21 protein-coding genes are annotated in these 19,000 nt (G+C 39.1%); 7 read left to right on the top strand and 14 right to left on the bottom strand.

What is annotated here, in order from left to right; translation table 11 throughout:
• Window positions 1-70 precede the first annotated feature (70 nt).
• The 4 genes from ML462_RS03990 (at window position 71) to nadD (ending at window position 3,143) form a co-directional block, all read left to right on the top strand.
• Window positions 71-1,036 carry a YheT family hydrolase gene (locus ML462_RS03990; protein WP_240712438.1) on the top strand — a complete coding sequence of 322 codons (966 nt, stop codon included), beginning with the start codon at window positions 71-73 and terminating at the stop codon, window positions 1,034-1,036.
• Window positions 1,037-1,113: 77 nt separating this feature from the next.
• Window positions 1,114-1,971, top strand: a complete 858-nt coding sequence (locus tag ML462_RS03995; RefSeq protein WP_240712439.1) for a YicC/YloC family endoribonuclease — start codon at window positions 1,114-1,116, stop codon at window positions 1,969-1,971.
• Complete coding sequence (gmk, locus tag ML462_RS04000; protein WP_240712440.1) at window positions 1,972-2,559, top strand: guanylate kinase; 588 nt, start codon at window positions 1,972-1,974, stop codon at window positions 2,557-2,559.
• Window positions 2,556-3,143, top strand: a complete 588-nt coding sequence (gene nadD / locus ML462_RS04005; protein WP_240712441.1) for a nicotinate (nicotinamide) nucleotide adenylyltransferase — start codon at window positions 2,556-2,558, stop codon at window positions 3,141-3,143. Before gmk ends, nadD begins: the two co-directional genes overlap by 4 nt.
• Before the next feature lie 142 nt (window positions 3,144-3,285).
• On the opposite strand, the gene lysM is transcribed toward nadD, so the two are convergent.
• Window positions 3,286-3,774, bottom strand: a complete 489-nt coding sequence (gene lysM / locus ML462_RS04010) for a peptidoglycan-binding protein LysM (protein ID WP_240712442.1) — start codon at window positions 3,772-3,774, stop codon at window positions 3,286-3,288.
• 356 nt (window positions 3,775-4,130) lie between these two features.
• On the opposite strand from lysM, the gene ML462_RS04015 reads away from it, so the two are divergent.
• Both ML462_RS04015 and ML462_RS04020 read left to right on the top strand, forming a co-directional pair.
• Entirely contained in the window at window positions 4,131-5,126 is a 996-nt protein-coding gene (locus ML462_RS04015; protein WP_240712443.1) for an NAD(P)H-dependent glycerol-3-phosphate dehydrogenase, read from the top strand.
• A gap of 124 nt (window positions 5,127-5,250) precedes the next feature.
• Entirely contained in the window at window positions 5,251-5,880 is a 630-nt protein-coding gene (locus tag ML462_RS04020; protein WP_240712444.1) for a hypothetical protein, read from the top strand.
• 74 nt (window positions 5,881-5,954) lie between these two features.
• Here the strand turns inward: ML462_RS04020 and ML462_RS04025 are convergent, their stop codons facing one another.
• The 4 genes from ML462_RS04025 to ML462_RS04040 form a co-directional block, all read right to left on the bottom strand.
• The gene (locus ML462_RS04025) at window positions 5,955-6,350 is read right to left on the bottom strand and encodes a hypothetical protein (RefSeq protein WP_240712445.1); all 396 of its coding nucleotides are present in this window, start codon (window positions 6,348-6,350) and stop codon (window positions 5,955-5,957) included.
• An 11-nt stretch (window positions 6,351-6,361) separates the two neighbouring features.
• The gene (gene pheS / locus ML462_RS04030; protein WP_240712446.1) at window positions 6,362-7,381 is read right to left on the bottom strand and encodes a phenylalanine--tRNA ligase subunit alpha; all 1,020 of its coding nucleotides are present in this window, start codon (window positions 7,379-7,381) and stop codon (window positions 6,362-6,364) included.
• A gap of 75 nt (window positions 7,382-7,456) precedes the next feature.
• Window positions 7,457-8,152 carry a hypothetical protein gene (locus ML462_RS04035; RefSeq protein ID WP_240712447.1) on the bottom strand — a complete coding sequence of 232 codons (696 nt, stop codon included), beginning with the start codon at window positions 8,150-8,152 and terminating at the stop codon, window positions 7,457-7,459.
• A complete protein-coding gene (locus ML462_RS04040) occupies window positions 8,153-8,509 on the bottom strand; it encodes a hypothetical protein (protein WP_240712448.1) in 357 nt (118 codons plus the stop codon).
• A 45-nt stretch (window positions 8,510-8,554) separates the two neighbouring features.
• Here ML462_RS04040 and ML462_RS04045 point away from each other — a divergent pair, with 45 nt between their 5' ends.
• The gene (locus ML462_RS04045) at window positions 8,555-9,079 is read left to right on the top strand and encodes a CvpA family protein (RefSeq protein WP_240712449.1); all 525 of its coding nucleotides are present in this window, start codon (window positions 8,555-8,557) and stop codon (window positions 9,077-9,079) included.
• 63 nt (window positions 9,080-9,142) lie between these two features.
• Here the strand turns inward: ML462_RS04045 and ML462_RS04050 are convergent, their stop codons facing one another.
• From ML462_RS04050 to ML462_RS04090, 9 genes are all read right to left on the bottom strand, one after another.
• The gene (locus ML462_RS04050) at window positions 9,143-9,766 is read right to left on the bottom strand and encodes a carbonic anhydrase family protein (protein WP_240712450.1); all 624 of its coding nucleotides are present in this window, start codon (window positions 9,764-9,766) and stop codon (window positions 9,143-9,145) included.
• Window positions 9,767-9,798: 32 nt separating this feature from the next.
• On the bottom strand, window positions 9,799-11,376 hold the full coding sequence (locus ML462_RS04055) for a SulP family inorganic anion transporter (RefSeq protein ID WP_240712451.1): 1,578 nt from the start codon (window positions 11,374-11,376) through the stop codon (window positions 9,799-9,801).
• Between the two features lie 117 nt (window positions 11,377-11,493).
• Entirely contained in the window at window positions 11,494-11,739 is a 246-nt protein-coding gene (locus ML462_RS04060; RefSeq protein ID WP_240712452.1) for a hypothetical protein, read from the bottom strand.
• A 121-nt stretch (window positions 11,740-11,860) separates the two neighbouring features.
• Window positions 11,861-12,610 (bottom strand): tetratricopeptide repeat protein, encoded by a 750-nt coding sequence (locus ML462_RS04065; protein ID WP_240712453.1) that lies wholly within the window; start codon window positions 12,608-12,610, stop codon window positions 11,861-11,863.
• Window positions 12,611-12,612: 2 nt separating this feature from the next.
• Window positions 12,613-14,370: a BatD family protein gene (locus ML462_RS04070; RefSeq protein WP_240712454.1), complete on the bottom strand. Its 1,758-nt coding sequence runs from the start codon at window positions 14,368-14,370 to the stop codon at window positions 12,613-12,615.
• 52 nt (window positions 14,371-14,422) lie between these two features.
• The gene (locus tag ML462_RS04075) at window positions 14,423-15,322 is read right to left on the bottom strand and encodes a tetratricopeptide repeat protein (RefSeq protein ID WP_240712455.1); all 900 of its coding nucleotides are present in this window, start codon (window positions 15,320-15,322) and stop codon (window positions 14,423-14,425) included.
• Window positions 15,282-16,346 (bottom strand): VWA domain-containing protein, encoded by a 1,065-nt coding sequence (locus tag ML462_RS04080; RefSeq protein ID WP_240712457.1) that lies wholly within the window; start codon window positions 16,344-16,346, stop codon window positions 15,282-15,284. Before ML462_RS04080 ends, ML462_RS04075 begins: the two co-directional genes overlap by 41 nt.
• A 1-nt stretch (window position 16,347) precedes the next feature.
• Window positions 16,348-17,352, bottom strand: coding sequence for a vWA domain-containing protein (locus ML462_RS04085; protein WP_240712458.1), 1,005 nt, complete (start codon window positions 17,350-17,352; stop codon window positions 16,348-16,350).
• Window positions 17,352-18,998, bottom strand: coding sequence for a BatD family protein (locus ML462_RS04090; RefSeq protein ID WP_240712459.1), 1,647 nt, complete (start codon window positions 18,996-18,998; stop codon window positions 17,352-17,354). The genes ML462_RS04085 and ML462_RS04090 overlap by 1 nt, the downstream gene beginning before the upstream one ends.
• Window positions 18,999-19,000: the final 2 nt, after the last annotated feature.

Here is a 19,000-nt window from a genome sequence, read left to right on the forward strand (position 1 = left end):
TCAAAACTAATAATTAAACCTGTGTGTACATACCTTATTTTCCCTAAGTTTATTTTAAAATTTGAAAGGGATGCCGTTGATAAAAGCAAATTATAATCCGCCAGGGATTTTTAGAAGTGCAGATGCATCTACCATTTATGCAGGAACAATAAGGAAAGTGGACATCCCTAATTTCGAACGTGAACGAATAGACTTAAGTGATGGTGATTTCATAGATCTGGACTGGAGCAAGACACCTTCAGGAAATTCTGAGAAATTAGTGATCCTGCTTCATGGATTGGCAGGTAAAGCAGACCGACCTTATATGAAAGGCATGGCCCGTGCTTTTAATAAAAATAAGTGGGATGCCGTAGGTATGAATTTCAGGGGCTGCAGCCAGGAAATCAATCGTTTATATCGAAGCTATCACGCCGGTGCCAGCGAAGACTTGGCAGAGGTAATGACACATGTGCTTGCCTTGAAAAGATATCAGAAGATCGCCTTAGTCGGTTTTAGTCTTGGAGGAAACATGCTGATGAAATATCTTGGTGAAGACCGTAGTCTTCCTGAGAATGTGGTTGGAGCCGTTGGAATTTCAGTCCCTTGTGACCTGGCCGGCTCTTTAGGAGCTATAAGCAGAATGAGGAATTTTGTTTACTCAAAAAGATTTGAACTGAACCTGAAACAACACCTTAACACCAGGGCTGAAAAATTCCCAGATCAGCTTCAGAAAAAAGACATTTCAGCTTGTAGCTCACTTCGGGATATAGATGACCTGTACACTTCAAAAGCTCATGGATATAAAGATGCCGCTGATTATTACGAACAAACCAGTGCACTAAATTATCTGGAAGGCATTAACAGGCCAACCTTAATGATCAATGCTAAAAATGACAGTTTTCTTTCTAATGACTGTTACCCGGTAAAAATTGCAGAGGAATCTAAACATTTTCACCTGGAAATTCCCGAATATGGCGGTCATGTAGGTTTTGTTACCCGCAATGCTCTTTACTATCATGAAAAACGTGCGGTAGATTTTATCGAATCCCTTTTATAATTGGGCTTATCCGATACTGATTCGATTGGAGATGCTATAGAATTGATTATCTTTGCCCAAGCTATTAAAATTCAGGCATGATTCAATCTATGACAGGCTTCGGGAAAAGCATCACCCAAATTCCCAACAAGAAAATCACGGTAGAGCTAAAGTCGCTTAACAGTAAGAATTTTGACCTGAATGCGCGCATTCCTTCTCAGTACAGGGAAAAGGAACTGGATCTTCGCAATATCATTTCAAACTCACTGGGTCGCGGAAAAGTAGATCTCTCTATTTATGTTGAATACACCGGGGAACAAACCTCTACGAATGTCAATACCGAAGTGGTTAAGAATTACATGAACCAGCTGAGGGACATTGTTAATGCGAGTGAGGTGGAACTTTTGAAAATGGCCGTAAAAATGCCTGATTCATTGAAAACCGAAAGAGATGAGATCGATGAGGAGGAATTCAAGGCTATAGAAGGAGCGGTTAAAGATGCTCTTACCGAAATAAACGGCTTTAGGAACGATGAAGGAAAAGCTCTTGAAAAGGACCTCAACCTTAGAATATCTAATATCAAATCCCTTCTGGAGGAGGTGATCAAGATTGATCCAGATCGTGTTGAGGCTGTGAGGGAAAGGATAAGAAAGGGTATAGAAGAGATCAAGGAACAGGCAGACGAGAGCCGGTTTGAACAGGAGATCGTATATTATATCGAAAAATTCGATATTACTGAAGAAAAGGTAAGGCTTGACAATCACCTTGATTATTTTCAAAAGACACTAAATACAGAAGACTCCAATGGCCGGAAACTGGCATTCATTTCCCAGGAAATAGGTCGTGAAATAAACACTATCGGAAGTAAATCTAATTATGCCCCCATGCAACAGCTGGTGGTGCAAATGAAGGATGAACTGGAAAAGATCAAAGAACAAATTCTAAACATACTCTAAATGAGCGAAGGTAAACTAATCGTATTTTCAGCTCCATCTGGATCAGGTAAAACCACGATAGTACGTCACTTATTAAGACACCCGGAATTGAAACTGGATTTTTCCATTTCAGCAACTTCCCGCGAACCTCGTGGAAATGAAGAAGATGGAAAAGATTATTATTTCCTGTCTTTAGAAGATTTCAAGCAGAAAATAAAGAATGATGAATTCCTGGAATGGGAAGAAGTGTACCGTGATAACTTCTACGGAACCCTGAAAAGCGAGGTTGAACGTATCTGGAAAGAAGGCAAGCATGTTATTTTTGATATAGACGTGGTTGGAGGCCTGGACATTAAAAAGATACACCCCGACAAAACCCTTGCGGTTTTCGTGAAACCACCTAGTATAGAAGAATTGAAGATACGTCTTAAAAAGAGAAAGACTGAAAGTGATGATAAGATTAACATGCGGGTAGCCAAAGCTTCTATTGAACTGGCAACCGCACCTCAGTTCGATTTCATTATCGAAAACAACCACCTTGGTACCGCTTTAAAGGAAGCTTACAGCTTGGTTTCGAATTATGTTGGCGCTGAAAAACCTGAGAAATGAACAGAAAGGTAGGCTTGTTCTTCGGAACTTTTAATCCTATTCATACCGGGCATCTGATCATTGCCAATCACATGGCCGAATATTCAGACCTGGAGGAGGTCTGGCTGGTAGTTACTCCACATAATCCTCATAAAAAGAAAAGCACACTGCTGGATAACAATCACAGGTTGGAAATGGTTTATCGAGCCTGCGAAACGTATGAAAGATTAAAACCGAGCAATATCGAATTTGGGTTGCCACAACCAAATTATACTGTGAAAACCCTTGCACATCTACAGGAAAAGTTTCCTACCAACGATTTCTGCCTAATTATGGGAGAAGATAATTTGAAGACCTTCCATAAATGGAAAAATAGTGATGTCATCCTTGAAAATCACGAGATCTATGTATATCCAAGGATAGCATCTGGAGAAGTAGACGCTAAGTATAAAGATCATCCAAAAATTAAAAGAATAGATGCTCCTATAGTAGAAATATCTTCAACTTTTATTAGAAAATCTATAAAGGAATTGAAGAATGTAAGGCCCTTACTAAATGATAAGGTATGGGAGTTCATCGACCAGATGAACTTTTACAGGAAATAAAACAAAGACTGTTTAAAAACCCTTTTTGGATCTTCATTTTAGCTGATTGAACCTACTTTTCTCATTGTGGAACTACAAGCTATAGAACGTCGACTGCTCTCAGTGTAACATCCTCAAAATTTCTAAACAGTCTTTTCTTTATTTATCTTTTGTCACCTAATGGTGGAATCCTTAATACCTGACCTGGATAGATCTTGTCTGGATCCTGCAACATTGGTTTATTAGCTTCGAATATCAAAGGATATTGATTAGGATCTCCATAATGCTCTTTAGAGATCTTACTTAAGCTATCCCCTCTTTCAACCGTGTGGAAAATAGCTTCAGGCTCAACATTTTCAACATCCATTCTATCATCTACCTGAGAAATGCCTTCAGAGTTACCAACTACCAAAATGATCTTTTCCCTCGTTGACTGGTCCAGGGCTCTCCCAGAAACCACGGCCATATCATTTTCAATATTAATTTTTAAATTTTCAGCTTTAAGATTCAGGTCATCGATAGTTTGTTCCAACTTCCTGGCAGCCTTATCATTTTCTCTTTTAACATCTTTGGTTCCCGCTTCGGCTGCAGAAGGTTTGTCAATTCCAAACACCTTTTTTCCTGCATCTTTAATAAATGAAAATATACCCATTCTTTTGATTTATAGTTAGTTATTAAATGTACAAAAGTGAAACTGGTTTAAAACTAAAAGCATTCCTAAAATTTTCCAAAAACTTCGAGTCATTGAATTAAAAAAACCGCCTCTCACGAAACGGTTTTTTCAACTAAATAACCAACCAAAAAAACTAAGTACGTTCTCCTTAAAAAGATAAACAGGAGAACAATTAAATAACGAACCTAAAGTATTTAGATTGTATATACCTGCCTACATCTAGTGTTAAAATCTAAAACTTACCATTACAATAGTTTTTGCAAGCGCTCGAAATAATTCGAAAACCTTTAAATCCCTGTAAATTTGACTATTTTTGAATCAGAGAATGAAAAGATATGAATAAAACACCCAGTTTTGGCGTAATTGGAGGCGGTAGTTGGGCTACTGCCATTGTGAAAATGTTATGTGAGAACCTGGATAAGGTTAATTGGTATATGCGTAGTGTGTATGCCTTGGAGCATATCAAAAAACAGGAACACAACCCCAATTATCTTAGCTCAGTAGAATTTAACGTTAATCAGCTGAACCTAAGTAATGATATTAACGAAGTGGTTAAAGCTTCAGATTATATCATTTTTGCAATTCCATCTGCATTCTTAAAACGTGAGCTGGATAATTTAACTGAATCATTGACGGATAAAGTTGTCTTTTCAGCAATTAAAGGGATAGTCCCAGAGTCCAGCTTGATCGTTGGCGAACATTTCAACCAGTATTTTGAGGTTCCTATGGAAAATATCGGGGTACTTACGGGACCATGTCACGCTGAAGAGGTTGCCTTGGAAAGACTTTCCTATTTAACCGTAGCCTGCCAGGACGAAAAAAAGGCCGAGATCGTTGCTGGCTATCTGGGAAGTGATTATATAACCTGTAAGATTAGTGATGATGTAATTGGAACCGAATATGCAGCGGTGCTTAAAAACATTTATGCTATTGCTGCAGGAATAGCACACGGGCTTGGTTATGGAGATAATTTCCAAAGCGTACTTATGAGTAACGCCATACGGGAAATGAAGAAATTTATCAAGAAGGTACACAAGATGAAAAGAAACATCAATGATTCTGCCTACCTGGGCGACCTTCTGGTAACCGGCTACTCTGTATTTAGCCGAAACCGTATGTTCGGAAATATGATAGGTAAGGGCTATACTGTGAAAAGTGCTCAAATGGAAATGAGCATGATCGCTGAAGGATATTATGCAACCGAAAGTGCCTATAAGATCAACAAGGAAAAGAAGGCCAAAACGCCTATTATCAATGCAGTATATGCCATCTTGTACGAAGGAAAGAATCCTAAAGCAGTATTCAACAAGCTGGTAGATAAACTTGATTAAAAATAGGTTTTTTCCTACCTAGAAATGTATAGTTGACTGATTTTTAAACTTTTCGACGATTTTATTATGAAATATATAGATTTTAGTTATACTTTTACCTTATCAAATCTATTTAACCAATCTTATGAAAACACAATTTCTTAGCCTGAGCTTAATCGCTGCACTGGCATTTACCTCCTGTCAATCTGATGTTAATTCCGAAAGTCCCGAGGAAATTAACGAAGTTCAGAAATCTCTGAAAGAAGTGAAACACGATTTTAATAAAATCCATGAGATGCCTTTAACGGGAGTCGAAGGAAACGGTGGTTTTAGATTACATGAGCCTGGTTATTTCCAGGGAGCTTTAGCCGATTGTGATACGTATCAACATTATGAAGGTGGCTCAGAGCTTATGGTGATCCAGAACCAACCTCAATCTTACCACGGTGAAGTTGAAGTAAATAACATAAAACTGAATGAGCAATTGAATATTTGTGGTACCGTGATGGTGCACAATGATGTTAAAGTAAATTATGCCGGAGTATTTAACGTTGGTGGTGAAATGATCACCGAAGGAAATGTTCACGTAATTTACGGAGGCCACCTGGTAGTTGAAGGAAAACTGATTATTGAAGGAGATCTTACTCTTGGCAACGGTGCTACTCTGGAATTTTTAGGAGATGAGAGCTCTATTGAAGTTCTTGGAAATGCCAAGATCCATAAGAAAGCTAATATTGGTGGAAAGTTCAAAGATGTATCTCAGAAGATAAAATAATTTGTCTTTCATACTTAAACGAAAAAAGCTTCCCGGTAACAGGAAGCTTTTTTTATCGTATATACCATAGCACCTTACTCAGCCAGAATCCCTTCTTCAGGAATTACCGGCAGTTTCGCAGCAGCACTTTCTTTGATGCTATTCGGCTTAAAAATGAAGGTTTTCTCCATCATTTTGGAACCTTCAAAATAACTTATCTTGAATTCGTTATTTAACTGAAGAACCTCATCCTGTAAATATTCCACCTTAGCAAAACTTTTGGCCGGAAGAACCTCCAGCTTATGTCTCATGAGCGAAGTCTCTCTTTTCTTATCGAAACCTTTTGAAACTATTAGCACCATCTCGATTGGCTTCCCGGTATTATTAATCAGGTAAACGTTCCACTCGTAAACCTCGAATTCTTCATTAAAAACCTTAACCGCAGCCAGGTGTACATTTTTAACTTCAGGTATGTCAATATCCTTTTTCAATCTGGTTCTATTTAAAGTGCCGATTTAAACTGCTCAAGAAAACGTAGATCATTTTCATAAAACATACGTATATCCTCTATTTGATACAATAACATGGCGATCCTTTCTATTCCCATTCCAAAAGCGAAACCAGAATATTCCTGCGGATCAATATTACAGTTTCTCAAAACATTAGGGTCAACCATTCCGCAACCCATAATTTCAAGCCAGCCTGTGCCTTTTGTTATTCTATAATCTGTCTCTGTTTCCAGTCCCCAGTAAACATCAACCTCGGCACTAGGCTCGGTAAACGGGAAGTAAGAAGGTCGCAACCTTATTTTTGATTTTCCGAATAGCTGTTTGGTGAAATAAAGAATGGTTTGCTTCATATCGGCGAAAGACACATCCTTATCTATATACAAACCTTCCACCTGGTGGAAAATACAGTGAGACCTCGCAGAAATAGCTTCATTACGGAAAACCCTTCCCGGAGAAATCGTTCTAATAGGTGGTTTGTTATCCTCCATATATCTCACCTGTACAGATGATGTATGAGTTCTTAGTAAAATATCTGGATTGGTTTGAATAAAGAAGGTATCCTGCATATCTCTTGCCGGATGATATTCCGGAAGATTCAGAGCTGTAAAATTATGCCAGTCGTCTTCCATTTCAGGACCTTCAGAAACATTGAAGCCTATATTCGAAAAGATCTCGGTTATCTGGTTCTTTACGATTGAAATAGGGTGCCGTGAGCCAATTTCCACCGGTTCTGCCGGCCTGGAAAGATCTCCATAAACACCTTTTTCCTCCTGAGTACTCTCCAACTGCTCCTTCAGACTATTTACCTTATCCTGAGCAGCGGTTTTTAGCTGGTTTATACTTTGTCCAAAATCCTTCTTTTCTTCGTTCGGAACATTTTTGAACTCAGCGAAAAATTCATTCAGAATTCCCTTTTTCCCGAGATATTTAATTCGGAAAGCCTCAATTTCATCTTTTGTCCTGGCATTAAAGCTTTCAACATCAGCGATATGTCCTTTAATTTTATCGATCATAGGTGATTTCGTTTCGGAAGCGCAAATTTAATAAAATTTAAAGCTTAACCTCCAATTTAAGAGGCTTATTCAATTTTATCTGTTTTCCTTTACGGTTTGCACTGGAAGCTTATCCAGGTAGATATATTTAATAAGGAAAAATACAGATAATGCCCCGAAGGCATGCCATAGCCAATGCGTTCCCATAGGAATGAGGTAGACCACCCTGTCTAAAATTCTGAAACTAATAGCCAGTCCAAAGCTTAGGAATGCCAGTAAAACGTAAACCCAGTTATGAAGTTTCGTGGTATAGAAATAGGTTAGGATTGGAAGTAATAACCCTAAAGCAGTTGCAATATATCCTATGGAAGTTTGCATTTCAGCAGGCCAGGGAATCATTCTTATCCCAAAAACGAGAAATAATATTATTAATATCAGAACTATTCTTTTTAGAAGACCCATTTTCAACTTGATACTGTAGTATACCGAAACAGCCAGGCAAAGAATAACAATTGGCAGCCAGTCCATATACATCCACACATCGTGACTTCTGGTGGCATGATAAACCGTACCTCCAATAAATCCCAAAAATAGAACCGGAAGACACCAGGCCAGGAAACGGTGATTACTATAATCTTTATAAACCTTAAGAGAAAAGTGTATTATGATTATTAAAAAAAAAATATTACTGAAAGTGTTGAACGGCTCTACCGGAAGCCTTCCAGCAAGTGTTTCCTGATAGATGGGACCGCTATCCTGCGGAAAAGAAAGTACACTTAACCACAGCATCATTTATGAAATGTATTCTTTTTCCATAAAATATTGCACAATTGCTTCTTTCATTAAAACCGACTGTTCTCCCGCCTTCAGCGTTGGCAATTGTTCCTTTACCTTGAAATGTGGCCAGCCATCTTCGTCATAAAAATCGAATTCATAATAGCCATAAGGCTCCAGTAAGGTACAAATAGCAATATGCATAAGGTCAAGTTTATGATCTTTCTTATATCTTCGGTGAAGCTGTCCTAATTCCTGAACCCCAATGAGATAAATGATAGCATCCAGCTCCATTAATTCACCATCGGCAAATTGATCAGAAAGTTTCTTCTGAACCTTATTCCATCTGTCTTTTAATTGTTCATCTCTCGCCATATTGCAAAGATACCATCTAGATTTAATAATTATTATATTTGATTTATGAATACTGTAGATATTATTTTAAGCCTTGTACTTCTCTATGGTTTGGTAAGAGGCTTTTTTCGGGGACTACTAACAGAACTCGCCTCACTCATTGGAATAGTCGCCGGAATATACGGGGCTATTCATTTCTCCCATTTTATTGGCAACTTTCTTTCTTCTCAAGTAGACTGGAAGGTGGAATATATTAATCTAATTAGCTTCGCTATCACCTTCGTCCTTATAGTTTTTCTTGTTTCCCTTGCCGGAAAAATGCTTACAAAGGTTGCAGGATTCGCAGCCCTGGGAATAGTTAATAAGCTCCTTGGAGGGGTTTTCGGCTTGATAAAATCGGCGTTTGTGGCCAGCGTGATCATTATGTTCTTTAAGGCAACCAATGAAAGGATCGAAATAGTGGAAGATGAAACCCTGGAGGATTCCATACTTTATAATCCAGTTGAAAGTATCGCTCCGGTAATTCTTCCATCCATAATCAAACAGGTAGAGGAAAGAGACCTTTTGGACGACAATTACAAACTTTCATAATGAAAAGATCCGGAACAAAGCTGAGGCTCTATCCCGGATCAGTCACAATTCAAACATTCTTATTTAAAGAGGCATTACCTTTCCTGTGGAAATCGAGTAAACACCTCCAACAATTTTTATTTCACCGTTATCTTCCATTTCTTTCAGGATCGGGCTTTTCTCCCTGATACGGTCTATGGTCATTTTTACGTTGTTTTCTACAACTCCAGCAACAAATGAATTGTTAGAAGAATTTCGTTCTCCATCAGTTTTAGTTGCTTCTACCGCTGGTTCTATATTACTTAGTAAATGTGTGATATTTCCCAGTTCTACGTGGTCACAGGCGGCTTTAACGGCACCGCATGCTTCATGACCTAATACCATTACCAGTTTACTTCCGGCAACCTTACAGGAGTACTCCATACTTCCCAGGATATCGGTATTTTCAAAGTTTCCTGCCACGCGAGCCGCAAAAATATCCCCTACTCCCTGGTCAAAGATCGTTTCTAAAGGCACTCGCGAATCTATACATCCCAGTACAACAGCCTGGGGCCATTGTCCTCCGCTTGTTTTTTCGATCTGGCTGGAATAATCTCTTTCGAGCATTTTATTTTCAGTAAACCTTTTGTTGCCCTCCATCAAATCGTTTAACACGTCGTCTGGACTTAGTTTAGATTGTTTTTCTTTATCTATAATATTTTTGATCATAATTATAATTTTTAGTGTAACACTGGTTTAATTTAAGCCGGCTTTTTCTCTAATTTAAAAAACTGCTGATAACTCTCAGGATTCTCTACGGTCCCTCTTTCTGAAACCACCTTGATATTGATATTGCGTTCTTCGGCCTTAATCTTAAAGTCATCCAGAATTTCAATAATATCATTATCCAGGTACCTGGTCTTTCTAACATCCATTATCAAATGAGAATTTTCATCCAGCTTGTTCAATTCCTTGATAATTGCACCCTTGTTAATAAAAGTAACCTCTTCAGCCAGGGTCATTTTAACTGTATGGTTTCCATCATCCTGCTTTTCAATATGAAGGAAGTAGGAGTTTTGGTAAGACTTAATAAGGATAACTACAATTCCTACGGCTAGTCCCATTCCAATTCCAATAAGCAGGTCTCCAAATACAATTCCAAGTATAGTTACCATAAATGGAATGAATTGTTTCCAACCTTTAATGTACATTTCCTTGAATAGGGCCGGTTTTGCCAGTTTATATCCTACAAGAAAAAGAATTGCAGCCAATACTGATAGAGGAATGTAATTAAGAATATTAGGAATAATCAATATTGAAATCAATAAAAGAAATCCGTGTATTATTGCCGACATCTTTGTTTGTCCTCCAGACTGAATATTTGCAGAACTCCTAACGATAACCTGTGTAATTGGCAATCCACCAATCATCCCTGATATTAGGTTACCAGTACCCTGAGCAAACAATTCCCTGTTTGTTGGGGTTGTTCTTTTATGCGGATCTAATTTATCTGTGGCTTCAACACAAAGCAGTGTTTCTAAACTGGCAACCAGAGCAATGGTAAAACCAGTGATCCATATTTGTAAAGTTCCTATCATTTCAAAGGATGGAAGCGTAAACTGTCCAACGAATGAATCGAAACTATCTGGAACCGGAACATTCACTAAATGATCCTTGGACACTGCAAGTGTTTCTGAATCCTTTGTCACGAGATAATAAACAATTCCAGCCACAACTGCCACCAAAGGCCCCTGCACCAACTTAAAGAACTTTCCTTTTTTCGATAATACGGCCTCCCATAATATAAGGATAGTCATACCAATTATTGCGATTAGGGTTGCTCCCGGGCTAATATTATTAAACATATTAAATATTTCGGAAAAGGTGTTTTCACCGTCTACCTGGAAAAATGCCCAGTCTCCCTGTGGATCGCTATCGTATCCGAAAAAGTGAGGAATCTGTTTAAGGATAATGATAATACCAATACCGGTAAGCATTCCCTTGATCACAGAATTAGGAAAGTAATAACCAATGATCCCAGCCTTAAGTAGTCCAAATCCAATCTGGATAGCACCACCAATTACCACGGCTAGAAGTAAATTTTCATAACCAAGGTTGGTAATCGCAGCTAGTACGATTGCGGCTAGTCCGGCTGCAGGTCCACTTACCCCGAGGCTTGAACCACTAATTGCTCCTACTACTATACCCCCTATGATACCAGCAATTAGGCCTGAGAATAGTGGTGCTCCACTGGCTAAAGCAATACCAAGACATAACGGGATAGCTACGAAAAACACGACAATACTCGCCGGAAAATCTTTATTAAGATGTTTAAACATAATACACTTGTTTTTACAGGCTGATAAACCTGTATATAGAATTTTATAAATAAGAATTTTGGGATCATTTATGATCCCCCGAAAACCGAATGGTTTCCAAAAAGGTCAATAGAATCGTTACCCTAACTTGGGTGGTGGAGATGAGATGGAAAGAAATACCAGATAGGCATTTTCTTTATACCAATGCCCGTCCTCCTTCTTTGTTTGAAGAAAAAGTATGCTCTCATAATTTGAGAGCATTTCTTCAATATTGTATTCTAAATTGATCTGGTTCTTGGTAGAACTCTCTTCCTCATTTACATTAAAAGCAATAGAAATATCCACATTTCTGTCTACTAATGCAATTACGGAAGGTGTAAACAAAAAGGTTATGAATATAAATGCTAATATGTATGAGAATATCTTCACAGCGTCAAAAATAAGAGAATTTTGACAATTAGCTGAAAAATATTAAATCTATTGGTTAAAGCCTTAAAGAAATTAATTATAATTTTCTCAAATCATTGGTGTTCACCCAACCCTGGACTCCGTTGGCTAACTCAATTCTGGACCATTCCTGATAATCCTCAAGAATCTTCGCTTTAGTTCCCTCATGTAGCTGAAAACTTGCATCTCCCCGTAAATTGGGCTCATCTCTTACCTCGATCTCCTCTTCAAAAATAATAGCGTATTGATTATCCTGAATGTAAGACTGTTGCTGGAAAGCAAAAACAACTGAAAAAATACAGAATGCCAGGAATAACATGGAACCGGCAAAAAACAATCTTTTGTAGATAGGGGTATATGAAAAATAATAGAGCAGGAAAAGTGCTACAAATAATATTGAAAATAGGATCGCAACTACGGCCCAGGTTGAAAAGCTGAAAATCGATATTATTCCATTAACCCACTGGCTCATCCCGGTTTGCTCTACCGCTTCAATATCATCGATAGCCATATTACGGGCAAACTCTATATTATTCCTAATATCTTCATCCTTAGGATCTAATTGTAAGGCCTTTTCATAATAGTAGATACTAGGGGCTACATGGTTCATTTTATAATGAGCATTACCAAGATTATAGTATAACTCTGCAGACATCTCTCCATTGGCCAAGATCTCTTCGTAAGACCTAATAGCAGCATCGTAATTTCCGTTCTGGTAAGCTGAGTTGGCTTTTTCAAAAATTTCCTCATTCTGGGCAATGCTGGAAAAACTTAAAAACAGACTAAATATTAAGATCAACTTTTTCATAATTACAGTTGTTTATCAAGAGTTGAAATTACATTTACGGCTTTGTCATAATCCTGTTGCATAGCATCTGATGATGCCGGTGTAAACCTGGCAAATTCACAACTTTCAAGAAGCGAGATAAATTCAGCATTTGTCCCGTCATCCACACCTTTCTGTTTGAGAATGGAAGAGATCCTGTCTTTACTCATTTCGCTAGTCTGAATACTAAGCTTAGCTTTTAAATAATTATGCATGGAACGCTCAAGGGACAAATAGAATTCTTTTTGATCTCCAAGGTTCTTTTTAGCTTCTGAAAGATACTTACGAGCAAGCTTATCGGCCTTTCTAATGCGATTTCCTTTCACATCCTTAGCCCGTTGTTCTCTCTTCTTTCCGAATAAAATGAATAAAGGAATAGCTGCTAAAGGAAGTACCAGTGCCCCCCAGAATGCAACAGAACCAAGAAAATCGTCAGAACCTATTGGTTTAAGGTTCGTATTTAGCTTTATGAATCTAAACTGGTTTCCGTCCAGTACAATTTTTTGCTTTCCAATTCCCGACATACCTGAAGGCTCATTTCCTGCCAGTGGGCCTCTGTCAACGTTAATAAGGATCTCTTCAGAACTCAATGTTTTATAAGTTTCTGAAGATGGATCGAAATAGGAGAATGAAAGTGCCGGAATAGGATATTTACCCTGACGGGTTGGTACTACAGTATAAGTCTGAGAAATGGTTCCCTGCATCCCGTTCAGGTTTGTGTTCACATTTTCCCTGCGTTCTGGATCATACATTTCAAGTGAAGCTGGTGCGGTAAGTTCAGGAAGGTCGAATAGTTTCAAATTTCCGTTCCCTCTAACCTCAACTTTCGCCTGAAGGCTTTCCCCGGCATTTAGACTGTTCTTACTGGTGGTTACCTTAAAATCAAATTTCCCAACAGCACCAGTGAAATCTGCCGGTTTACCCGCTGGTAAAGATTTAACCTTGATCTTTTTATTATTGGCGGCAACCGTTTTATTTACCGTTTTATAAATTCGGCTACCAAAAATATCCCGTCTTTCGCTCGGAACGTCCACTGCGATCGATAACGTCAAAGGCTCAATATTCAATTCACCAGTTTTCTGGGGATAAAGAATAGTTTTTCTAAGAACCACGTAGCGATAAGGCTCCCCTTCATATTCACCATTTTCAACCCTTAATTGCTGAATATCGATACTCTGGCTCCAGAAATCATTATACTTTGGACTGTCAAGTTCGCGCCAGTTACTTACACTAACCCGCGGACTTACATAGAGCTTATATACTACAGTTAAAGCTTCATTCAAATAAGGGTTAGCATTAGATACTTCTGCTACCAGATGAAGGTTATCTTCCGCGATGACCTCTGAACTATCGCCATCAGTAGGCTTATCTACTGCGGAAGTGATGGTGACATCTATGGGCGATGTCTTATAGGTTTTATCATCTATGATAATTTCAGCCTGACCAATGGTAAGATTTCCCGTTTTCTTAGGCTGAAGATAAAAACTGTAGGTTTTGGAATACTCCATTTTACCATTCAAAAAGCTTTGACTCACCTTTTGATTCGGGCCGCCTACCACGGTAAAATCTGAAAAGGACGGTGGAATAAAATTATCCCCGTCTTTATTCATTTCAAAATCTATCCTAAGCCGTTCATTAATTCCCAGCTTTTCTCTGCTTACCTTGGATTCAAACCTAACCTGGGCCTGAATTATGCCGGAAGCACACAATAAAAAACCTAAAATTAAATACTTCAATTTCATCTTTTTTCCTCCTATAAGGTCACCTCTTTTTGTCGAACATTATGCAAAAATGTTACCAATCTTTATCTGATTTCGTTTTAACTCCTTTGGCCTTTTCAGCGTTTATCTTATCCTGCACTTTCTTCTCCTCATTGTTCATCGCTTCAAGTAACCTGTTTATTTGCTGAGGAGATAATTGCCCCTGGGTTGGTCGTTGCTGTTGTTGCTTTTCTTTATCTCCTTGTTCAGGCTCCTTCTTTTCACCTTCTCCCTCGTCCTTTTGCTTATCTTCATTCTCATCACCCTCTTCCTTATCCTTTTCGTTCTCTCCTTCGTCCTTAGGCTTCTGATCCTGCTGCTCATCCTCTCCACCTTCACCATCCTGGTTCTGCTCCTTGTTCTGCTGATCCTGATTTTTGTCTTTATTATTCTCGTCCTGTTTATTCTGATCCTGATCTCCCTGCTGGTTTTGCTGCTCTTTCTCAAGCTTTTTCTTGGCCAGTGCCAGATTATACCTGGTTTCCTCATCGGTAGGATCATTTCGAAGAGCATTTTTAAAAGCATCTACTGCTTGCTGATAATTCTTTTGTTGCATGTAAGAATTACCGAGATTATGATAAATACGATGCCTTTCAGATTTTGTTGCAGCGATCTCAGCTGCCTGTTTTAGACGTTCTTCGGCATTCAGGGATTTTTCCTTGTTGTAATACAAGTTTCCCATATTATACTTTGCATTCGTATTAGAAGGATCTTTTGCTATTGCTTTTCGGTAAGAAGCCTCGGCACTGGCAAAATCGTTTTCAGACAAGGCATCCTGTGCCTCAGCAATCAAATTGTTGGATTCTTTAGCCAGTTTTTTTGGATTTTCCTGGGCTCTTAACCCAAAGGCACCTATTAGCGAAATCACCGCTAATATCAATAGTTTTTGAGTTTTATTTTGATCCATCTTTCGCTCCTTTCTTCTTTCTCTCATTGAAGAGATTCAATTTACGCAACCATGCCGTACTACGCTCAAGTACAAAGATATCAAGAAATAATAATGCCAAAGCGATTCCAAGGAATAACTGGAAATGAGATTTGAAATCGGCAAATTGTTTGGCTTCAAATTCAGTTTTTTCAATATTCTGTAATTCTTCGGTGATCCTTTCAGTCACTTCACTGGTCACATTTCCGCTGATATAACTTCCTTCGGTCGCTTCAGCTATTTCTTGTAAAGTAGCCGGATTTAGCTTAGTGATCACGGTTTCTCCCCGGTTATCCTTTTTATAGTTCTGAATTACCCCGTTTCGTTTTATAGGAATAGGCCCGCCTTTATCAGTTCCCACACCAATGGTAAAGATCCTTATACCCATTTCGGAAGCCTGTTCCGTAAACTCCTCTACATTTCCTTCATGGTCTTCTCCATCACTAATAATGATTAAAACCCGGTTGGTTTGCTGGGCATCATCATAATAGGTGGTAGCAAGTTCTATGGCATCTCCAATGGCGGTACCTTGAGAAGAGATCATATCTGTATTCAAAGCCTGAAGGAACATCCTGGCCGCCGAATAATCTGTGGTAATTGGTAATTGCGGATAAGCTCCGCCGGCATAGGCGATCAAGCCAACTCTGTCGCTGCCCAGGCTATTTAAGATCTGGCTAACCAGTTGCTTTGATTTCTCGATCCTGCTCGGTGCAATATCTTCCGCGTCCATACTTTTGGAGACATCAATAGCGAAGACTATATCCACCCCTTCCCTTTTTACAGTTTTAAGCTTGGTTCCCATTTTGGGATTAACCAGGGCAAGGGTTAAGCTAGCCAGGGCCAGCAGAAATAATACGAGTTTTATGATTGGTTTAGACCGGGACCGGTTGGGCGCCAGGTGCTTTAACAGGTTTCTGCTGGCAAATTTCTTTCGGGTCCTGCTCTGCCAGAAGATAAAGATCAGGAATAAGAAAATTATCACCGGGATAACCAGCAATAACCAAAACCATATTTTTTCTTCCAGTACAAACATCCTAAATAAAACTTCTGAATATTGTGAGTCTAAGTATAATTTCGAAGAGCAACAAACCTGCAGCCAATAACACTAGCGGTCTGAATTTTTCATCATAATTATAATATCTAAATTCTTCGATTTCGGTCTTCTCCAGGGAATCGATTTCGGCATAGATCTCTTCCAGTTTTTCATTATCGGTCGCCCGGAAATATTTTCCTCCGGTCGCCGAGGCAATATTTTCAAGAAGTTCTTCATCGATCTCCACCTGAACCCTTCCATATTGCATCCTTCCACTCGCTGACATATTGATAGGGGAAAGCGCCATTCCGTTACTTCCCACTCCAATCGTATACACCTTTATTCCAAATTCAACAGCAAGTTCACTAGCGGTATTAGGGTCGATAAAACCTGAATTATTTACACCGTCGGTAAGCAAAATAATAACCTTACTTTCCGCTTTACTGTCCTTAAGTCTGTTTACCGCTGTTGCCAGTCCGGAGCCAATGGCGGTCCCGTTTTCCAGCACATTATTATATTCAATATCTTCGAGAGCCCTGAGAACTATAGCCTTATCGCTTGTAATTGGTGTTTTGGTAAAGCTTTCTCCGGCATATGCAACCAGCCCTATTCGATCTCCGGGCCTGTCTTTCACGAATTCTTCAGCTACAGCTTTAAGCGCATCCAGCCTGTTAGGCTGAAGGTCTCTGGCCAGCATACTGGCAGAAACATCAATTGCCATAACAATATCGATACCCTGGGAGCTGCTGGTTTCAGTTGAAACATCTACAGTCCTTGGTCTGGCCATAGCGACAATGATAAATGAAAGGGCGAGAAGCCTGAGCAGAAATAGAACCGGTCTCAATTTTGGCAGAATCCCAGATTTTACCTTAAAGCCTTTGGTAGAAGATATTCTTAACTCTGCAGATTGCTTATTTCTTTTCCAGAAATACCAGGCAACCGCAAGCGGAAGCAGCAGGAATAACCAGAAGAATTCCGGATTTTCGAATGTGAAATTAGCAAACATTATTCGTTCAGATTATTTATTTCCACCGAGTTGATTATACGTTGTGTTATTTCAGGAGCATATTGATCATTTTCATTATAGATAACGATGATCTGTTCAAATCCACCTTTTTCGGCAAAGTTCAAAATCTCATATTGTTTCGGAATCGACTCACCGGTTACAGGATTTTCGGCTTCAAGGGTTCCAAAGATCTTAGTACCCTTCGTCCCGTTTACCGTGGTGAAATCTTCCTCTTTCATGATAATATTCCGAGCTCCCTGACCCTCAAGATTTGTATAAATCCCATCAATAGCTTTCTTAGCATCAAATTTCACCTCACCCTGAAACTTGATGGTACTCAGAGTTACGTAGAAATTACTAAGGAAACTTCCGAAAATAAAGGTTTCAGACCCAACCATCATCTGCTCTACATCCTGAGGCATTTCTATCTCGCCACGTACTAATACCTCTGGGGTTGTCACGGAAACCGATGGATTCCCGTACTCACTTCTTATCCATTCACCCTCCAGTAATTCTTTTGTTGGATGTCCCAGGTAAGTATCTTTCACGTAAGTATAACCCTTGGTCGCGATAAGGGTTGAAATTCCTACAATTATCACAAGCACTCCTGCAGCGACCCCAAGAATAATGCGTCGTTTTTTTCTTTTTCTGGCCTGTTCCTCGAGGAATGCTTCATCCTGAAGCAATTCTTCTTCGGTTGGTTCGGGAACAGATGCGCGAAGGTCATCTATGACATGCTGTGTTTTTGAACGATCCTCTTTTGCCGTGATCACATCGGGTTTCGATCGTGCAAATTTCGCAAGGTCGGCACGCCTTAAGATCTTTTCAAAATCCCTGATAGTTCCTTCAGATAAATTCAGTTTTCCCTTACTTTTCTGATCTTCCAGGTAAATTATCAATTCATCTGTAGTTCTCTCGAGTCCGTGATCATAAATTTTTCTATCGAGATATTTACGTACTGCAAAACTTAATTGGGAGTAATATTCCTTTATCTCCCTTTTTTCGAGGTACTGAGCTTCATCCAGCTTTTTAAGCTCGGCCATGGCATCCTCGTAAGGTGGTAATTCATATTCCTCTGCATCTTTTTTCTTCTTCCTGATAATCAAAAAAGCAACCAGGCCGGCAAGAAGCAGGATTCCCAGCAACCACAATATCCAGTCTGGAATATTAAACCCAGTTGGAACCTCCACCGAAGGTTTTATGGGATAAAGGTTCTGCTTGGTAGTATCTACAACAACATCATTCACCTTAATCTCGATAGAATCGGTATAAAATGAATTGCTCTCTATAATTACTTCCTGTCTGGGAATTACATACCTGCCAGAATCGAACTGGGTTAGGAAGTATTCCTTTAGGAGGCGGTAATTACCATTTTCTCTTAGAGTATCGGCATCCAGCGATTCTACCATCTCCAGAGGTGAAAAGGTTTCTCCCTCCGGAAAAACAACCAGCTCATCTGGATTAGAATTTACCTGAATCTGATACTTTATCTGCTCCCCAATCTTTATAGTGGTAGAATCAACCTCTGCCGTCACTTGTTGTGCAGCAGCCGACCCTGCGGTTAAAATGAAGCATAGAAAAACCAGTAAGGTCTGAAAACCGGGGGATTTTAATTTTGAATATATATCTGTAGTTTTTCTAAACATTT

Source organism: Christiangramia lutea (genome assembly GCF_022489035.1).
GTDB classification, from domain to species: domain Bacteria; phylum Bacteroidota; class Bacteroidia; order Flavobacteriales; family Flavobacteriaceae; genus Christiangramia; species Christiangramia lutea.

Excerpts from the sequence above, each read along its gene's own strand:
- ML462_RS03990 (WP_240712438.1), top strand. The coding sequence starts at position 71 with ATGCCGTTGATAAAAGCAAATTATAATCCGCCAGGGATTTTTAGAAGT.
- ML462_RS03995 (WP_240712439.1), top strand. The coding sequence starts at position 1,114 with ATGATTCAATCTATGACAGGCTTCGGGAAAAGCATCACCCAAATTCCC.
- gmk (WP_240712440.1), top strand. The coding sequence starts at position 1,972 with ATGAGCGAAGGTAAACTAATCGTATTTTCAGCTCCATCTGGATCAGGT.
- nadD (WP_240712441.1), top strand. The coding sequence starts at position 2,556 with ATGAACAGAAAGGTAGGCTTGTTCTTCGGAACTTTTAATCCTATTCAT.
- lysM (WP_240712442.1), bottom strand. The coding sequence starts at position 3,774 with ATGGGTATATTTTCATTTATTAAAGATGCAGGAAAAAAGGTGTTTGGA.
- ML462_RS04015 (WP_240712443.1), top strand. The coding sequence starts at position 4,131 with ATGAATAAAACACCCAGTTTTGGCGTAATTGGAGGCGGTAGTTGGGCT.
- ML462_RS04020 (WP_240712444.1), top strand. The coding sequence starts at position 5,251 with ATGAAAACACAATTTCTTAGCCTGAGCTTAATCGCTGCACTGGCATTT.
- pheS (WP_240712446.1), bottom strand. The coding sequence starts at position 7,381 with ATGATCGATAAAATTAAAGGACATATCGCTGATGTTGAAAGCTTTAAT.
- ML462_RS04035 (WP_240712447.1), bottom strand. The coding sequence starts at position 8,152 with ATGATGCTGTGGTTAAGTGTACTTTCTTTTCCGCAGGATAGCGGTCCC.
- ML462_RS04040 (WP_240712448.1), bottom strand. The coding sequence starts at position 8,509 with ATGGCGAGAGATGAACAATTAAAAGACAGATGGAATAAGGTTCAGAAG.
- ML462_RS04045 (WP_240712449.1), top strand. The coding sequence starts at position 8,555 with ATGAATACTGTAGATATTATTTTAAGCCTTGTACTTCTCTATGGTTTG.
- ML462_RS04050 (WP_240712450.1), bottom strand. The coding sequence starts at position 9,766 with ATGATCAAAAATATTATAGATAAAGAAAAACAATCTAAACTAAGTCCA.
- ML462_RS04055 (WP_240712451.1), bottom strand. The coding sequence starts at position 11,376 with ATGTTTAAACATCTTAATAAAGATTTTCCGGCGAGTATTGTCGTGTTT.
- ML462_RS04065 (WP_240712453.1), bottom strand. The coding sequence starts at position 12,610 with ATGAAAAAGTTGATCTTAATATTTAGTCTGTTTTTAAGTTTTTCCAGC.
- ML462_RS04070 (WP_240712454.1), bottom strand. The coding sequence starts at position 14,370 with ATGAAATTGAAGTATTTAATTTTAGGTTTTTTATTGTGTGCTTCCGGC.
- ML462_RS04075 (WP_240712455.1), bottom strand. The coding sequence starts at position 15,322 with ATGAGAGAAAGAAGAAAGGAGCGAAAGATGGATCAAAATAAAACTCAA.
- ML462_RS04080 (WP_240712457.1), bottom strand. The coding sequence starts at position 16,346 with ATGTTTGTACTGGAAGAAAAAATATGGTTTTGGTTATTGCTGGTTATC.
- ML462_RS04085 (WP_240712458.1), bottom strand. The coding sequence starts at position 17,352 with ATGTTTGCTAATTTCACATTCGAAAATCCGGAATTCTTCTGGTTATTC.
- ML462_RS04090 (WP_240712459.1), bottom strand. The coding sequence starts at position 18,998 with ATGTTTAGAAAAACTACAGATATATATTCAAAATTAAAATCCCCCGGT.